Raw genomic sequence first — 15,893 nt, 5'->3', positions numbered from 1 at the left:
GGGAGGTCAGAAAGCGGTTTTCTTGAAGCAGCGAGCGGACACGCCCCGAAAGAACGACCAAATGGCGAGCCCCTGCACGACGACTGCTGTTGTCACGACGGCGACGATGGCGTGATTCGGATCGGTGAAGAGCGAGCGCAACAGGCCGAAAAAGGCCGGGGCGAAGGCGTAGGTGGCTTGGCTGATCGCGACCATCAGGGCGATTACCCTGGCGGTTTGTTCACGGCTGAGCTCGGTCTGGGCTATCAGTGGCGGCAAGGAGGTGGCATTGCCAATGCCTGAACCGATCAACACCACGGCTATCCAGGCCACTGTCGGGTGAAGATCCAGGCCGAGAAGCATCAGCGTGCCCAGCATCTGGATGACATAACCGAGGCAGGCCAGTTGTCGGCGGTTCATGCCTTGGATCATCAAGCGTGCGGCGACGTATCGCCCGCCCATCGCACTGGCAGTGGCCAGACCCATGGCGAATGAGGCCTCATGCGCCCCCATGCGACCCACCAGAATCGAGTACAGGTGCGCGATCAAGCCGATCTGGGCGAACAGCCCCAAGGACATACCGGCTGCCAGGGTGCGGAAACTTGCCGAGCGGAGGGTCTGCATGGCGGTCCACGGCGTGGCGCTGGCACTGATCGGTACGGGTTCCGGTTGGTCTGCATGGTCGGGATGTTGCCCCAGGCTTTCTGGGCTTTTGTTGAAGACCAGGAAAGCGAAGGCGCCTATGAGCAGCACCGCGACAATGCTGATCGCCAGCGCCGCCATGGCAAAGCCGAACCGCTCGATCAGCAACACCCACAGCGGCGAAAAGATCACCCCACCCAGGCTGGCGCCGTTGTAGGCCTTGCCCAGGGCCTTGGGTCTCTCCTTGACGTACCACGGCGCGATCAGGGTGTTAACGGCCGCAGCACCCAATGTCACCCAGCCGATACCCGAGCAGAGGGCGCCGGTATACAGCACCCATAACTGGTTGGCGTGAGCCCAGATGTTTACGCCAATGCCCAGGACGATGCTGCCCAGCAGGGTGATGGCGGGTATCCCGAAGCGCGCGTAAAGGCGCGGCAGGTTGGCGATGACAAGCGTGCCGCTGAGAAAGTGCAAGGTCACGGCAGCCGAGACCTGGGCGATCGGCCAACCCGTGCGCTCCATGACGGCTTGCATGTAAATCGGCGGCCCATAGAAGCCGATCCCCCAGCCGATAATCGCCAGGATGAACGTGCAGGCCAGTACGGTTTTTCCATAAAAGCGGGTGTGTGTCATCGCCATCTCCTCCAGGGTGGCTCACAGACTATGGGATCGACAGGTTCCTCACTTCGAGGTGCGTCGAACTGTGGATGTCGGGCGGGTGATCTTCATGGGCAAAGATGCAATCGTCGAACCGACCTCTTCGACAATCCGCAGAACGACCGCACCAAGCTGTTCCTGAGCCAGATCCTGCATTGAGGATGAAGTCCAATAGCCTAGCCTGGCGTCTGTTAAAAAAATATTCGTAGCGGGCTGTCGATTTCGGCCAATGCCATTCGATTAACCCATAGAGCCGCCACACGGACGGCCTAATCCATCCACTCTCAGGAGATCAGAGCATGCGATTTATGGTGATCGTCAAAGCCAGTCCGGAATCGGAAGCCGGAGAAATGCCCAGCGCGGAACTGCTGGCCGCCATGGGTGCCTACAACGAAGAGCTGGTCAAGGCCGGGGTAATGCTCGCCGGTGAGGGCCTGCGCCCCAGTGTCGAGGGCGTGCGCGTGCAGTTTTCCGGCAAGGACCGGACGGTGATCGACGGGCCCTTTGCTGAAACCAAGGAGCTGATCGCCGGCTTCTGGATCTTCAAGGTCCAGTCGTTGCAGGAGGCCATCGACTGGGTCAAGCGCTGCCCGAACCCGATGGACAGCGACAGTGAAATCGAGATCCGCCAGATCTTCGAGCTCGAGGAGTTCGGTGAGTCCTTTACCCCCGAGTTGCGCGAGCAGGAAGAACGCATGCGGGCGCAGATGTCCGATCAATCGTGAAACCGACCACAGGAGACCCCACCATGAGAATCATTCCTTACCTGACCTTCAACGGTAACTGCAAGCAAGCTTTCGCCTTGTATAAGGAGGTACTGGGCGGCGATCTGTTTTCCATGTCTTTTGCCGAGGCCCCCGAGGAAACCGGGATGCCCAAGGATCCCAACCTGATCATGCACACTTGCCTGACCGTCGGCGCTTTCAGCCTGATGGCCTCCGACTGCCCACCGGGCCAACCGTTTCGCAAGCCGCAAGGCGTGTCGGTTTCCCTCAACGTCGACAGCGTGGAGGAGGCCGAGCGGCTGTTCAATGGTTTGAGTGCAGGTGGCAGCGTGTACATGCCCCTGGAGAAGACCTTTTGGGCGGAACGCTTTGCCATGTTCGAAGACCGTTTCGGGATTGCCTGGATGGTCAATTGCGAGGGGGAAAAATAAGTCGAGCGCAGCCCACGGATGGACGACTTGGGTGAGCACGCTCCAGGGTTTGCCTCTGTCAGGTGAACCTTGCGCCAATACTGCGTTCACTTATTGAGTTGCCGTTTCAAGTGGTCCTGTGGGAGCGAGCTTGCTCGCGATGGCGGAGTGTCAGTCTCTATCTCTGTAACTGATCCACCGCTATCGCGAGCAAGCTCGCTCCCACAAGGGATCAGTCTGAATCCGGCGGCTGCCCTCCAGTGCCGATAAGGATTTCGCATGCATCCAACCTCGTCCACATTCCCCTTGAACGCCGCCGTCGAACGCGAGCTCAGTCCACGTGCGGTCAGTACGGGAATCGTCCTCGGTATCCTGCTGACACCTTCCAATGTCTATGCCGGGTTGAAGATCGGCTGGTCGTTCAATATGTCGATCATTGCCTTGCTGGTTGGCTATGGCATCTGGCAAGGCTTGGCGAGTCGATCGGTGGGTCGGCTGCCCTGGACACTGCACGAAAGCAACATCAACCAGACCGTGGCCTCTGCCGCTGCGTCGATCATTTCCGGTGGGCTGGTCGCGCCCATCCCGGCCTATACCTTGCTGACCGGCCAGCAGTTGGACGCCATTCCCATGGTGGCCTGGGTCTTTTCGGTGAGCTTCCTGGGGATTTGGATTGCCTGGTACCTGCGCCCCTCACTGCTCAATGACAAGGCGCTGAAGTTTCCCGAGGGCATGGCGACCCTCGAAACCCTGCTGCATATCTACAACCACGGCCACGAAGCTGCGACGCGCTTGAAGGTGCTGCTCAGCGCCGCGTTGCTGTCCGGGCTGGTCAAGGCGGTCGACACGTTCATGTGGACCATCTCGCGCTGGTCTCCGAGCGCCCAACTGGAGCGCCTGACGTTTACCGCCGACCCTTCGCTGTTGTTAGTGGGGTTTGGCGGAATCATCGGTATTCGCGTGGGCCTGACCCTGCTGCTCGGTGCCTTGCTGGCGTGGGGCGGGTTGGCGCCGTGGCTGCTGGCGCAAGGCTTGGTGCGGTTGCCGCACGGCGGCAGCGGTCCGCAGTTCGCTGCGTTGGTGGAGTGGTTGCTCTGGCCGGGGGTGAGCCTGATGGTCTGCTCGACCCTGGCCTCGTTGGCGATTCGCTTGTGGGCATTGCATCGGTCCACCAAGGCGGGCGGCGGGGCGATCTGGACGATACCCAAGCCTGGGCCTGCCGTCGGTTTCGTACTGTCGATCATCCTGGTGGTGAGCCTGCAAGTGCTGTTGTTCGGCATCAATCCGTGGATGGCCTTGTTGACCATTCCCTTGGCGATCTGCCTGGCGGCGGTGGCCGCCCGAGTGGTCGGCGCCACGGGCATTCCGCCGATCGGGGCTATCGGCCAATTGTCCCAGTTGAGTTTCGGCATCGTCGCCCCGGGGCAGGTGCCGATCAACCTGATGAGCGCCAACACCGCCGGTGGTTCGGCCGGGCAGTGCACCGACTTGATGAACGACTTCAAGGTAGGCCGGGCGATTGGTGCCACGCCGCGCAAGCAGTTGATCGCCCAGACCCTGGGGATTTTTGTCGGTAGCATCGTCGGGGTGTTGGCTTACCTGGCCCTGATCCCGGACCCGCAAACCATGCTGCTCACCGAAGAGTGGCCGGCCCCGGCGGTCGCTACCTGGAAGGCTGTGGCACAAACCTTGACCCTGGGCCTGGATTCATTGTCTGCGAGCATTCGCTGGGCGATTTTCATCGGCGGCCTGGTCGGCTTGTTGTTGGGAATCCTCGACAGCCTGCTGCCGGCGCATCGGGCTCGCTACCTGCCAAGCACGGCGGCCTTGGGCCTGGCCTTCGTCTTGCCGGCCTCGGTGTCGCTGATGATGGCCCTTGGTGCGGTGCTGACGTGGCTGGTGAGCTGTCGTTGGCCGAGCCTCACGGAACGTTTCGCCATCACCGCGGCGGCGGGGTTGATTGCCGGGGAGAGCATTACCGGGGTGGGGGCGTCGTTGTGGCAGATGCTTGGGAATGGGTGAGATGGAGTAACTATCGACGGTTGGGGTCCGTCAATGCGATGGGCGCGCTTCAGAGAGGTGTGTATATCCGTTACCGCGGCAACGGATATACACACACCTAAGCAGCAAGCCTGCCAAGCCGTCCGGTTCAGGTCTTCCCTGCGGACAGGCGGGTCAGCCCCGCGGCCAAGTTTGTCGGGGACGCCTTCATCGAGATTGCCGCCGATCTGGTCGAGCGCAAGATTGGGCCGGACACATGCTCTGAGCAAGGGGTTGTGTTGCCAATTGGCTCCCCATCAATCGGCCGGTTCAAGGCGCGGTGGGCAGCCCCAAGACCACTCAGTCCACGAAAGCTGGGTGGTTTTGGGTTTTTCGTTGTCGACGAGGGTCAAATTGCTAAGGCTGGGCTGCGGTCTTGGTGGAGACAATCTTGCCGTAACCTTCTACCGGCAGCGTCTCATGGACCACCAAGGTACGTTCTTTGCGACACTTGAACTTCACCCCTTTGCGCGGCGCCATGACTCTGGCCGTCTCCATGCACATTGCCTTGGAAGCAAAGGTTGGCCCTGGTTGTCGTTCATCGACACAGCCTTCGAAGCCACTGCAGATCGTCATCACAACAAAATAAACAGTCATCATCTCGGTGTTGCTCCATTGAGTGATGCGATTGATTACTTCCTGTAGTCCAGGTCGGTGGCCTAAACGTTTTGCGGGGTTGCTTGCGGATGATGAGCTTCGATTTGAACCCCCAGCAATGGCGCATTGGTACCGTGCGTCGGGAAACCGTCACTGTATTAATTTATTTTTATTAGGTAGGTTTTTATGCCAATAAGTTGGCGCCATGGCGGCTGTAGTAGACGCTTTGAGGAGCGGTCGGGATAGCCTGCAGGCACCGATATTCAGGCGTTAAAAAGGAAAGGGGTGGGATAAAGGGAAATGCCGCTCAGTTAAGAAACGAAACCTGTGGGAACGGGCTCGCTCCCGCTGGAAATTCCCTTTACCCACAAAGGAGCTGATGGCAGCAGAACCGACTATTCTTTCGGAACACTGCATTCTTGGCAAAAAGGGACGTCATGCCAGACATTGATCGCACCACCGGCCCCAGACACGGCATCACATGCGGTGATCGAACCTGTTCGATTGGGCCCAGGTTAGTAAGGCCCTGGCGACTGCGAATGGCCTCAATAGCGGTTTCCTGTGTTTTCATGGCCACTTCCGGATACGGTCAGGACCTGCCAACCGCAGCGGGTCTCGAAAAAGCCACGGTCACGGTTATTCAAGCGCAGGAAATCGTTTCCAAGGCCACCCTCGGTGCCGTTCGCTGGAGCGGCCCTGAATCTGGCCCGCAAGCCCAGCGGGGCAAGAACATCGCGCTTGTCGCAGAAGATTTGCGTAACGGAGGCATTGTCGGTGTCGCGCAGGGTGCCCGGGAGGCCGCCAGCGCGTTGGGCTGGACGCTGAAGATATTCGATGGTGCCGGCTCATCGGCCGGGCGCGCAAAGGCCTTTGCCGATGCCCTGGCCGCGAAGCCCGACGGTCTCATCCTGTGTGGCTCCGATGCCCTTGAGAACAAGGCGGCGCTGCTGCTCTTCGCCAACAAGGAGGTACCGGTGGTTGGCTGGCACGCCGGAGTACGCCCGGGGCCGATTGACGGGACGCCGGTGGCCATGAACGTCACCACCGACCCGCTTGAAGTGGCGCGCCTCACGGCCATGGCGGCAGTGGCGCAGTCAAACGGACGCGCCGGCGTGGTCATCCTGACCGACTCCAAGTACAGCATTGCCATGGCGAAAGCCAAGGCCATGGAAGACGTCATTCGGGCCTGTCGTGAATGTACGTTGCTGGAGGTGCGCGATGTGGCGATCTCCGAAAGTGGCGAGAAGATGCCGGCGATCACCAAGGAACTGCTTCAGCGCTATGGCAAGCGCTGGACCCATACGTTGGCCATCAACGACATCTATTTCGACTACTCGATTGCCTCGCTGACCAGCGCCGCCATACCCAGTGATGGCATCAGTCTGTTGTCTGCCGGTGACGGCAGCGCTTCGGCTTTCTTGCGCATACAGGCAAAGACCTACCAGACCGTGACTGTGGCCGAGCCGCTCAACCAGCACGGCTGGCAAGTGATGGATGAATTGAACCGGCTGTTTGCAGGTCAGCCAGTGAGCGGCTTCGTCGCGCCGATTCATTTGGTCAATAACGACAATATCGCCTTCGATGGCGGGAAAAAATTCCAGTACGATCCTGACAATGGCTATCGAGACATCTATCGCCACCAATGGAATCCCTGACGTTGGATATGACTTCCCGGTTTGGACGCCAGCTCTTGCCACAATCGCTGCGCGCACAATTCACCCTGGCGTTCCTGACGCTGGCGCTGCTGATCCTGGCAGGCGGTGCTACGGCGGTCTACGCGCTGCGCACCTCAAACAGCGCCACTCGCCAGTTGACGGATGAACGACTGGTCCGCATGCAAAATGGGCAAGACATGGTGCAGCGCACCTTGCTGATCGAACGCCAGACCGACCAGCTTCTGACAACCCGTTCCTCCGACATCCTGCGCTCAAGCTATGCGGCGACCGTCGAACAGCTTGAAGCGCTCGATCAACTGGTGCAGCAACTGACTGCCGCAAACAGTGGCGTGGCGATACTCGATATGCATCAGTCGAGTCAGATGTTCCGCAATACCGCCAACATCGTTGCGCAACTGCGAGAAAGCCTGCTGCAAACCGAGGTCACCTTCGAGCAGACCCTGGAGGACCACACCGCTCGATTGACGGCGACCAACACCCGGGCCAGCCTGGAGCTGGCGGTGCTGCTTTTCGATCTGCCGCAGGCGGTTGACAGTGAGGCCGTGCAACGGCTGCGGGCCCGATATGAGCGCCTGCCACGCACCGCAGGCGCGTTATCCGACGCTGACGTGCAGACGCCGGATCTCTTCTCCCTGCGCCAGACGCTCATCGATCAACATAACGTCCTGCAGCGCTTCAACGAGCAACTAAAGAACGAGGCCGGGGGCCTCGTCGCGGTGGCCCGTACGCAATCGAGCGCCTACACCCAGGACTATCGCGAAGCGGTGCAGCGTCTGGTCGAGGCCTCGAATCGCAGCCAGCAATGGGTGCTGATCATGTTGGGCGCCAGCCTGGTGTTCGCCTGGTTCGTGACCCGGGTTTTCATGGGCCGTCATGTGCTCGTGCGCCTGAATGAAATTAGCCGGCAATTGCGTCAGGAACACACGGACAAAACGCATTTGCTGATGGCCGACCATGGGAAGGACGAGATCGGCAACATGGCGCGGGCGGTGAATCAATTTCTCGAAGACCGGCTTCAGCTGGAGAAAAGAACGGCTCAATTGAGTATCGCCACAGAGCGGCTCGCCGTGCAAAACGACCGATTGGAACAAGAAGCGATCATCCGTACCGGGCAAGGTCATGTCCTGGAACTGATCGCCAGGAGCACCGAGCTTACAGAAGTGCTCGACAGCCTGGCCCACCTGGTCGAGTCCCAACTGGAGGGCATGAAGGTCTCCATCCTGCTGCTGGATGAGGAGGGTAAACACCTGCTGCACGGGACTGCACCCAGTTTGCCGAAAGCCTATTGCCAGCTCATCGACGGAATTGAAATCGGTCCGAACGTCGGTTCATGTGGCACCTCGGCGTATCGACGAGAGCCGGTCATCGTCACGGACATCGAGCAGGATCCACTATGGGAAGCATACCGTTCACTCGTTGCGCCCTATGGGTTTCGCGCCTGCTGGTCGACGCCGATCCTGTCCCATGAGCGAAAGGTCTTGGGTACGTTTGCCTTGTATGCCAACACCGTGCGCAGCCCCAGCGCGGCCGAGACGCAACTGATCGACCTGGCGACACCGCTTGCCGGCATTGCGATAGAGCGCCAACTGACCGAAAAACGCATTCGCTTCATGGGCGACCATGACGCACTGACCGGGCTGCCGAATCGCACGCTGCTCGAAGACCGCCTCAAGCAGGCGATGCTTTATGCCCAGCGCTACAACCGGCTGGTGACAGTGGTGTTTCTCGACCTGGACAAGTTCAAACTGGTGAATGACAGCCTTGGGCACAGTGCCGGGGACGAACTGCTGAAAACCGTCGCCCAGCGCCTGCTGGGGTGTGTGCGGCGTACCGACACTGTCGTGCGACTGGGTGGCGACGAGTTTGTGATCATCCTGTTCGACCAACCCTCGGACCTGGACGGCGTGACGCCAGTCCTGCACAAAATCCAGGAAGCCATCCTGCGGCCGATTCAACTCGGCGGCCATACGCTTCACGTCACCTGCAGCATGGGACTGGCCACATATCCGGCCGACGGCAGCGATACCGACACGTTGCTCAGCAATGCGGACGCCGCCATGTACCGGGCCAAGGAGCTGGGGCGCAACAGCTTCCAGTTCTATACGAGCGAGATGAATAACAAGGTCCAGGGCAAGCTCGCCATGCAAGATGGGCTGCGAAGCGCACTCTACAACGACGAGTTCCTGTTGTTGTACCAGCCACAAGTGGATTTGCAGTCAGGCCAGATCATCGGCGTGGAGGCATTGATCCGTTGGCAGCATCCCGAGCTGGGCATGGTCTCTCCCATCAAGTTCATTCCCCAGGCCGAAGAGACCGGGCTGATCGTACCCATCGGCGACTGGGTGATTCATACCGCCTGCAGACAGAACAAGGCGTGGCAGGATGCCGGCTGGCCGCCGATCACCATGTCGGTGAACATCTCGGCTCGCCAGTTCATCGAAAGGGACCTGATCGACCGGGTGATGCATGCCTTGCAGGAAACCGGATTGGACCCGATGTACCTCGAGCTGGAGCTGACCGAAAGCCTGATCATGCAAGACCTTCAGCAAGCCATCAGCAAAATGAAGGCCCTGCAAGCCATGGGGATCAGCCTCTCGATCGACGACTTCGGCACCGGCTATTCCAGCCTCGCCGCATTGAAAAGCTTCCCGATCGCGAGGCTCAAGATCGACCAGTCTTTCGTGCGCGATCTACCTGACAACGAGAACGACAAAGCCATCGCCACCGCTGTGATTTCGTTGGGGCACAAGCTGAATCTCAAGGTCATTGCCGAGGGGGTCGAAACCGAGGAGCAGCAAACCTTCTTGCGTGATAACGGCTGCGATGAAATCCAGGGGCACTTTTTCAGCAAGGCGGTCAGCGCGGAGGAAATCAGCCGGTTACTGCGTACGTCCGGAGTGTCTGAACCAAGCCGCCTTGCCAGCCCTGGTTCGGTCAGGCAAAAAAAACGCGAGGTAAAACGCCCGAGCGGTCCAATGTCCGGGCGTTGATGACGCAGCGTGCGCTAGCGCGCTGCTGTGCCGGCCAAGCCTGCAATCAGGCGCGAACACCCACACGAGTGTGCAGGTGTTCGGTGTTATCCAGCCTCAGAACTGTTCGGGTTGCAGTTGCAACAATGACGGGCTGCCAGCGCGGATGCTTTGTTCCAGGCTGAGGATGCGCGGTAGCAGACGGCTGAAGTAGAAGCGCGCGGTGCCCAGCTTTGCACCATAGAACGCAGGGTCTGTGGCGTGTTGGTGTTCGGCTGTCTGGGCCATGCGTGCCCACATGTACGCGTAAGCGACGTAGCCGAACAGGTGCAGGTACTCGACGCACGCGCTGCCGATGGCGTGGGGATCGAGGCTGGCCTGTTGCTGCAGCCAGTCGCTGAGGTTTTCCAGGCGTTGCACGGCGTCCAGCAGCTCGGCGGCATAGGCGGCGCCGGGCAGGTAAGCGAAGTCACGGATCTGAGTGGTGAACAGCCGCAGGGCCACGCCGCCGTTGCCCACTACTTTGCGCCCCAGCAGATCGAGGGCCTGGATGCCGTTGGTGCCTTCATAGATTTGAGCGATGCGCACATCGCGTACCAGTTGTTCCTGGCCCCATTCGCGGATGTAGCCGTGGCCGCCGAATACTTGTTGGCCATGGATGCAACTGTCCAGGCCGGTGTCGGTGAAGAACGCCTTGGCCACTGGCGTCAGCAGGGCCACCAAGGCTTCGGCGTCGTGTCGCTCCTGGGAGTGTTCGCAGAACTTGGCCAGGTCCAGTTGCTGGCCGACGTAGCAGGCGAAGGCCCGGCCGCCTTCGGTCATGGCCTTCATGCTGAGCAGCATGCGGCGCACGTCGGGATGGACGATGATCGGGTCGGCGATCTTGTCCTTGGCCTGGGCGCCTGCGGGGGACCGGCTCTGGATGCGTTCCTGGGCATAGCGGCGGGCGTTCTGGTACGAGGCTTCGGCACAACCAATACCCTGGATGCCAATGGATAGCCGCTCGTAGTTCATCATGGTGAACATCGCCGCCAACCCCTTGTTGGCCTCGCCGATCAGCCAGCCACTGGCACCGTCGAAATTCATCACGCAAGTGGCCGAGGCCTTGATGCCCATCTTGTGTTCGATCGAACCGCAGCTGACGGCGTTGGATTCCCCCAGCATACCCTGTGCATCAACGTGGATTTTCGGCACCAGGAACAGCGAGATGCCCTTGGGCCCGGCGGGCGCATCCGGCAGCTTGGCTAGGACCAGGTGAATGATGTTTTCCGTCAGGTCCTGCTCACCGCCGGTGATGAAGATCTTGCTGCCGGTGATCTGGTAGCTGCCATCCGCCTGGGGTTCGGCGCGGGTGCGAATGATGCCCAGGTCGGTGCCGGCATGGGCCTCGGTAAGACACATTGAGCCGGCCCAGCGACCCTCATACATCGGCGGCAGGTACAGCGCCTTGAGTGCTTCGCTGGCGTGGGCGTCGATGGCCAGGCAGGCGCCGGAACTCAGCGCCGAGTACAGGGCGAAGCTGGAGTTGGCGGCGTAGAGCATTTCTTCGAACTGCACGGCGAGCATCTTTGGCATCCCCATGCCGCCATAGGCCGGGTTGCCGCTCAGGCCAACCCAGCCGCCGTCGATGTAGGTCGAATACGCGGCCTTGAAGCCGCCCGGTGTGCTGACCTGGCCGTCGTGCCACTGGGCACCTTCCTCGTCGCCGCTGCGGTTGAGTGGAAAGATCAGGTTATGGGTGACCTTGGCGGCTTCTTCGAGAATCGCATCGGCGGTGGCGGCATCGACAGTATTCGCCAGCGCGGGCAGGCGGGCCCAGAGGTTCGGTGCGTTGAAGACTTCGTGCAGGACAAAACGCATGTCGCGCAACGGGGCGTTGAATTCGGGCATTGCAATGAGCCTCATGCAAGGAAAGGAGGTTGGATGGCCGCAGTTGCGCGGATCACGATCCCAGGCCCCGCTGACGTGCGGGTGCTCGCCGGCCCACGAGACGGCCGGTGAGACGCCGGGGCTGTCAGCGATACCTGAGTTTTTTTGGCGTTCGGGCTAGAGATTCTTCGCCATGTCGCGCAGTACGAACTTCTGGATCTTGCCGGTGGAAGTCTTGGGCAACTGGGTGAAGACCACCGTGCGTGGCACCTTGAAACCTGCCAGGTGCTCGCGACAGAAGCTGATGATCTCGGCTTCGTGCACCTCTTCACGGTCGGATTTCAGGGTGATGAAGGCGCAGGGGGTTTCTCCCCATTTTTCGTCAGGACGGGCCACCACGGCGGCTTCCAGAACCGCCGGGTGTCGATAGAGCACGCCTTCCAGCTCGATGGTGGAGATGTTCTCGCCACCGGAAATGATGATGTCCTTGAGCCGGTCGCGGATTTCCACATAGCCATCGGCATGGGTGACGGCCAAGTCGCCGGTGTGGAACCAGCCGCCTTCAAAGGCTTCGGCGGTGGCGCTGGGGTTCTTCAGATAGCCCTTCATCACGGTGTTGCCGCGCATGAAGATTTCACCGATGGTCTGGCCGTCATGAGGTGTCGGTTCGAGCGTCCTTGGATCGGCCACCATCAGCCCCTCCAGGGTGGGGTAGCGTACGCCTTGGCGAGCCTTGATCTGGGCTCGCTGCTCCAGTGGCAACTCATCCCAGGCCGCGTGCCAGGCGCAGAGAGTCACCGGTCCGTAGACCTCGGTCAGACCGTAGACGTGGGTGACCTTGATACCCATTTCCTCGACGGCGCCAATCACCTTGGCCGGTGGTGCCGCTCCTGCAACCATGGCACTGACCGGATGGTCGATCGCGGCCTTGGCCGAGTCGGGCATGTTCACCAGGGCGTTGAGCACAATGGGCGCACCGCAAAGATGGGTGATCTGATGCTCGCGAATCAGGTTGAGGATTTTTTGCGGATCGACCCGGCGCAGGAACACATGGACGCCGGCCAGGGCGGTCACGGTCCAGGGGTAGCACCAGCCGTTGCAATGGAACATCGGCAAAGTCCAGAGATACACCGGGTGATTGCCCATGGCCCACGTCATCTGGTTGCCCAGGGAATTGAGGTAGGCGCCGCGGTGGTGATAGACCACGCCTTTGGGGTTGCCCGTGGTGCCAGAGGTGTAGTTCAGGGAAATGGCCTGCCATTCATCGTCTGGCCACTGCCAGGCGAAGTTCGGGTCGCCCTCGGCAAGAAACGCCTCGTAGTCCAGTTCACTGTTTGCCTGGCCTTCGCCGTACTCCGGATCGTCAAGGTCGATCACCAGGGGCGGGTGGTCGAGCATGCCGATGGCTGCTTGCACCACGTCATGGAACTCACGGTCGGCGATCAACACCTTGGCTTCGCCATGGGCCAGCATGAATGCGATGGCCTCGGCATCCAGGCGTACGTTGAGGGCGTTGAGCACCGCTCCGATCATCGGCACACCGAAATGCGCTTCAAGCATGGCGGGAATATTCGGCAGCATGACCGCCACCGTGTCGTTTTTACCGATGCCGCGTCCGGCCAGGGCTGAGGCGAGGCGCCGGCAGCGGCTGTAGGTGTCGGCCCAGGTGCGCCGGATCGAGCCGTGGATCACGGCCGGGTAATCGGGATAGACGCTTGCGGTGCGCTCGATGAAGCTCAGGGGTGTAAGGGCGATGTGGTTGACGCCAGTTGGCGCAAGACCTTGCTCGTAGATGGACATGGCTGGGGTACCCGGTGGCTGATTATTAGCTCTATTGGCCGAGGTTCTCGTGGTCACGAGCTGCCGGTGCTAGCTGAATCGCAATGCGATTGTCGGCAGGCGCGTTCACCACAGAAAAGCTCGGTGACTTATCCGGGGGAATTTATATACTGTTTGCCGATTGATATGGAAGTACTACCTGAGTTGTATAGTATATGTACCATATGTTGCTGATCCTCTTTTTACGACAGGTTTTCTGATGATCTCCACCTCCGTTCGCTTGCACGGCTGGTTGCGCCTGCAACGTGAAGGCATGGCCCTGGCGGCTTGCGCCGATGCCCTTTGCCGGGCCTTGCAGGACTGCGCGCAAATCCGCCGGGCGGTCTACCTGAGCTGGCATGCGCCAAGTGGCATCTATCGGCATGAAGGCCGTGCCCGGCATTTGCCGCCGGGCTTTGGTGAGGCTTTGCAAAGCAGTGACCGGGCGCTTTTCCAGCGCTTGCAGGACGAGGGACGATTGGAGCTGGCTCAGGTGCGTCAGCTCGATTGCTGGCTGGCCGGTCGTCTGCGTCGTGCGTCCCTCGAGCATGGCCAGGTCCTGGAGTTGGCCCTGCAGCCGGGGCAGCAAGGCTTGCTGTTGGTTGAGCTACAGCCGGAAGTGGGCCAGGACTGGCTGGTGGCCGTGCACGAATTGCTGAATCTGCTGTTGGCCAGTGTCGGTGGCCAGTTGCGCGATTCGCCGCTGCTCGGCCATGACCCGCAGCCAAGTGCATTGCTTGATTCGCGAGGCCGACCGCTGGAGCTCAATGAGGCGCTGATGGCGCTGCTCGAACAGCTGTCGTTGGTCGATGCTTCGAGCCTGTTGCCGGTCAGCCACTCGCACCTGGTGCAGGCCTGTCTGGCCCAGCAGCGAGCCATCGAGAACGTGGAGGTGCAGGTTGCCGAGCAGATCCTGATCTGGACGTTCATTCCCGACCCCAAGGCCAATCGTGTGCTGGCCCGGTGTCGCCAGGCCACCGCGCAGATCCTCGCTGAGCGCGAGTCGGCCAAGGCGCGGCGCCTGTACCGGCTGATCACCGAAAATACCACCGACCTGATTTCCCGACATACCCCGGACGGCTGCTTCCTCGATGCGTCACTGGCTTCTTGGACCTTGCTTGGTTACTGGCCGCAGGAGCTGCATGGGCGTCGGGCCCACAGCCTGTTTCACCGACAGGACCAGGCTAGCCTGATGCAGCGCACCCGCGATGCCCTGGAGCTGGACGGCTATCACACCATGACCTACCGCATTCGCCATCGCGACGGCCATTACTTGTGGTTCGAGACCGCGTGCCGTGCCATTCGCGAAACCTACACCGGCGCGGTGGTTGAGGTGATCAGCGTGTCGCGGGACATCACCGCCCGGGTCCAGGCCGAAGAAAACAAGCGCCGTTTGGCGGAGGTGGTGGAAGCCAACACCGACCCGGTGCTGTTCATCCAGCCCGATGGCGCGGTGACCTACCTCAATCCGGCGGCGCGCCGCACCCTTGGACTGGATGCGCAACACAGCCTGCCTACGCTGGATGCCTTTCTCAGCGCCGAGGTGCTGGCCAGCCTGGAACAGGAAGGGTGGGATTATGCCGAGCGCAGCGGCCGCTGGAGCATCGAGGCTCGCCTGCAACCGCCGGCCGGAGGGGCTTCGGTGCCGGTGTCGTTGATGCTTCTGGCCCATCGCGCGGCCAGTGGCGAGCGTTTCTATTCGCTGGTGGCTCACGACCAGTCCGAACGAGAGTTGCGTGAAGCCCAGCAGCGTCATCATCAGGACGAACTGGCCCACACCGCGCGCCTGGTGACCCTTGGTGAACTGGCCTCGGGCATTGCCCATGAGATGAATCAACCGTTGGCGGCGGTGGTCAATTATGCCAACGCCAGCCAGCGCTATTTGCAGGCCCTGGGCAGTCATTCCGAGGCCGCCGAGAAGGTAGCCCAGGGGCTGGAGCGGATCGCCGTACACGCCAATCACGCATCGGAGGTGATCAAGCGCCTGCGCGCCTTTCTGCGTAAAGGTCGCCGCCGTATGGAGGCCTTGGACCTCAGTGAAGTTGCCCGGGCAACCACGCGCCTGTGCCTCTGGGAAGCGAACAGTTGCCAGGTGGAGATCGTGGAGCGGTTGCCGGATAATCTGCCGCTGGTCTACGCCGACCGGGTGCTGCTGGAGCAGGTGCTGCTCAACCTGCTGCGCAACGCCATCGAGGCCAATCGCGAGGCCCATCCCGGCCTGCCGTCGCAGATCGTCCTGGCGGTCGAGCCTGGGGCCGACGGCGGGGTGCAGGTCAGTGTCAGCGACCAGGGACACGGTGTGCCGACGGCGCAACTGGAGCAGATCTTCACCCCGTTCTATTCCAGCAAGGTCAACGGCCTGGGGTTGGGGCTGTCCATGAGTCGCAGCATCATCGAAGGTTTTGGTGGCGAGTTGCAGGCCCGGCCCTTGGCCGTGGGCTTGCAGATGCGCTGCAACTTGCCGGGGCCGACCCTGGCCGGCTTGGCCCGACAACAAGAGGAGTAAGG

The 15,893-nt window shown here is 61.0% G+C and carries 10 protein-coding genes and 2 pseudogenes; 8 read left to right on the top strand and 4 right to left on the bottom strand.

The annotated features are described in order from the left end of the window. Nucleotides 1–6: 6 nt before the first annotated feature. Nucleotides 7–1,257, bottom strand: a complete 1,251-nt coding sequence (locus tag F7R20_RS01965) for an MFS transporter (RefSeq protein ID WP_003200611.1) — start codon at nt 1,255–1,257, stop codon at nt 7–9. A gap of 64 nt (nt 1,258–1,321) precedes the next feature. On the opposite strand from F7R20_RS01965, the pseudogene glnQ reads away from it, so the two are divergent. The 5 genes and pseudogenes from glnQ to F7R20_RS01940 form a co-directional block, all read left to right on the top strand. Next, a pseudogene (gene glnQ / locus F7R20_RS01960) lies at nt 1,322–1,440 on the top strand (glutamine ABC transporter ATP-binding protein GlnQ); the annotation flags it as partial. 140 nt (nt 1,441–1,580) lie between these two features. Beyond that, a complete protein-coding gene (locus F7R20_RS01955; protein WP_003200612.1) occupies nt 1,581–2,006 on the top strand; it encodes a YciI family protein in 426 nt (141 codons plus the stop codon). Nucleotides 2,007–2,029: 23 nt separating this feature from the next. Then, nucleotides 2,030–2,437 (top strand): VOC family protein, encoded by a 408-nt coding sequence (locus F7R20_RS01950; RefSeq protein WP_003200614.1) that lies wholly within the window; start codon nt 2,030–2,032, stop codon nt 2,435–2,437. A 258-nt stretch (nt 2,438–2,695) separates the two neighbouring features. Next, nucleotides 2,696–4,438, top strand: coding sequence for an OPT family oligopeptide transporter (locus F7R20_RS01945; RefSeq protein ID WP_003200616.1), 1,743 nt, complete (start codon nt 2,696–2,698; stop codon nt 4,436–4,438). A 125-nt stretch (nt 4,439–4,563) separates the two neighbouring features. After that, a pseudogene (locus F7R20_RS01940) lies at nt 4,564–4,682 on the top strand (LysR family transcriptional regulator); the annotation flags it as partial. Between the two features lie 131 nt (nt 4,683–4,813). Here F7R20_RS01940 and F7R20_RS31550 read toward each other — a convergent pair. Next, a complete protein-coding gene (locus F7R20_RS31550; protein WP_155252598.1) occupies nt 4,814–4,954 on the bottom strand; it encodes a hypothetical protein in 141 nt (46 codons plus the stop codon). A 638-nt stretch (nt 4,955–5,592) separates the two neighbouring features. Between F7R20_RS31550 and F7R20_RS01935 the strand changes: the two genes are divergently transcribed. Next, nucleotides 5,593–6,708: a substrate-binding domain-containing protein gene (locus F7R20_RS01935; protein WP_003200620.1), complete on the top strand. Its 1,116-nt coding sequence runs from the start codon at nt 5,593–5,595 to the stop codon at nt 6,706–6,708. Further along, nucleotides 6,696–9,719 carry an EAL domain-containing protein gene (locus F7R20_RS01930; protein WP_027912379.1) on the top strand — a complete coding sequence of 1,008 codons (3,024 nt, stop codon included), beginning with the start codon at nt 6,696–6,698 and terminating at the stop codon, nt 9,717–9,719. The genes F7R20_RS01935 and F7R20_RS01930 overlap by 13 nt, the downstream gene beginning before the upstream one ends. Nucleotides 9,720–9,815: 96 nt before the next feature. Here F7R20_RS01930 and F7R20_RS01925 read toward each other — a convergent pair whose 3' ends face one another. Next, entirely contained in the window at nt 9,816–11,588 is a 1,773-nt protein-coding gene (locus F7R20_RS01925; RefSeq protein ID WP_003200624.1) for an acyl-CoA dehydrogenase C-terminal domain-containing protein, read from the bottom strand. 156 nt (nt 11,589–11,744) lie between these two features. Further along, nucleotides 11,745–13,367, bottom strand: a complete 1,623-nt coding sequence (locus F7R20_RS01920) for an acyl-CoA synthetase (protein WP_003200626.1) — start codon at nt 13,365–13,367, stop codon at nt 11,745–11,747. 238 nt (nt 13,368–13,605) lie between these two features. Here F7R20_RS01920 and F7R20_RS01915 point away from each other — a divergent pair, with 238 nt between their 5' ends. Beyond that, nucleotides 13,606–15,891 (top strand): PAS domain-containing sensor histidine kinase, encoded by a 2,286-nt coding sequence (locus F7R20_RS01915; protein ID WP_003200628.1) that lies wholly within the window; start codon nt 13,606–13,608, stop codon nt 15,889–15,891. Nucleotides 15,892–15,893 lie beyond the last annotated feature (2 nt).

The sequence above is a fragment of the Pseudomonas brassicacearum subsp. brassicacearum genome (assembly GCF_008801605.1).
In the GTDB taxonomy this organism is placed as follows: Bacteria; Pseudomonadota; Gammaproteobacteria; order Pseudomonadales; family Pseudomonadaceae; genus Aquipseudomonas; species Aquipseudomonas brassicacearum.
Note: the sequence above shows the minus strand (reverse complement) of the source record. Positions and strands in the feature narration are given on the sequence as shown.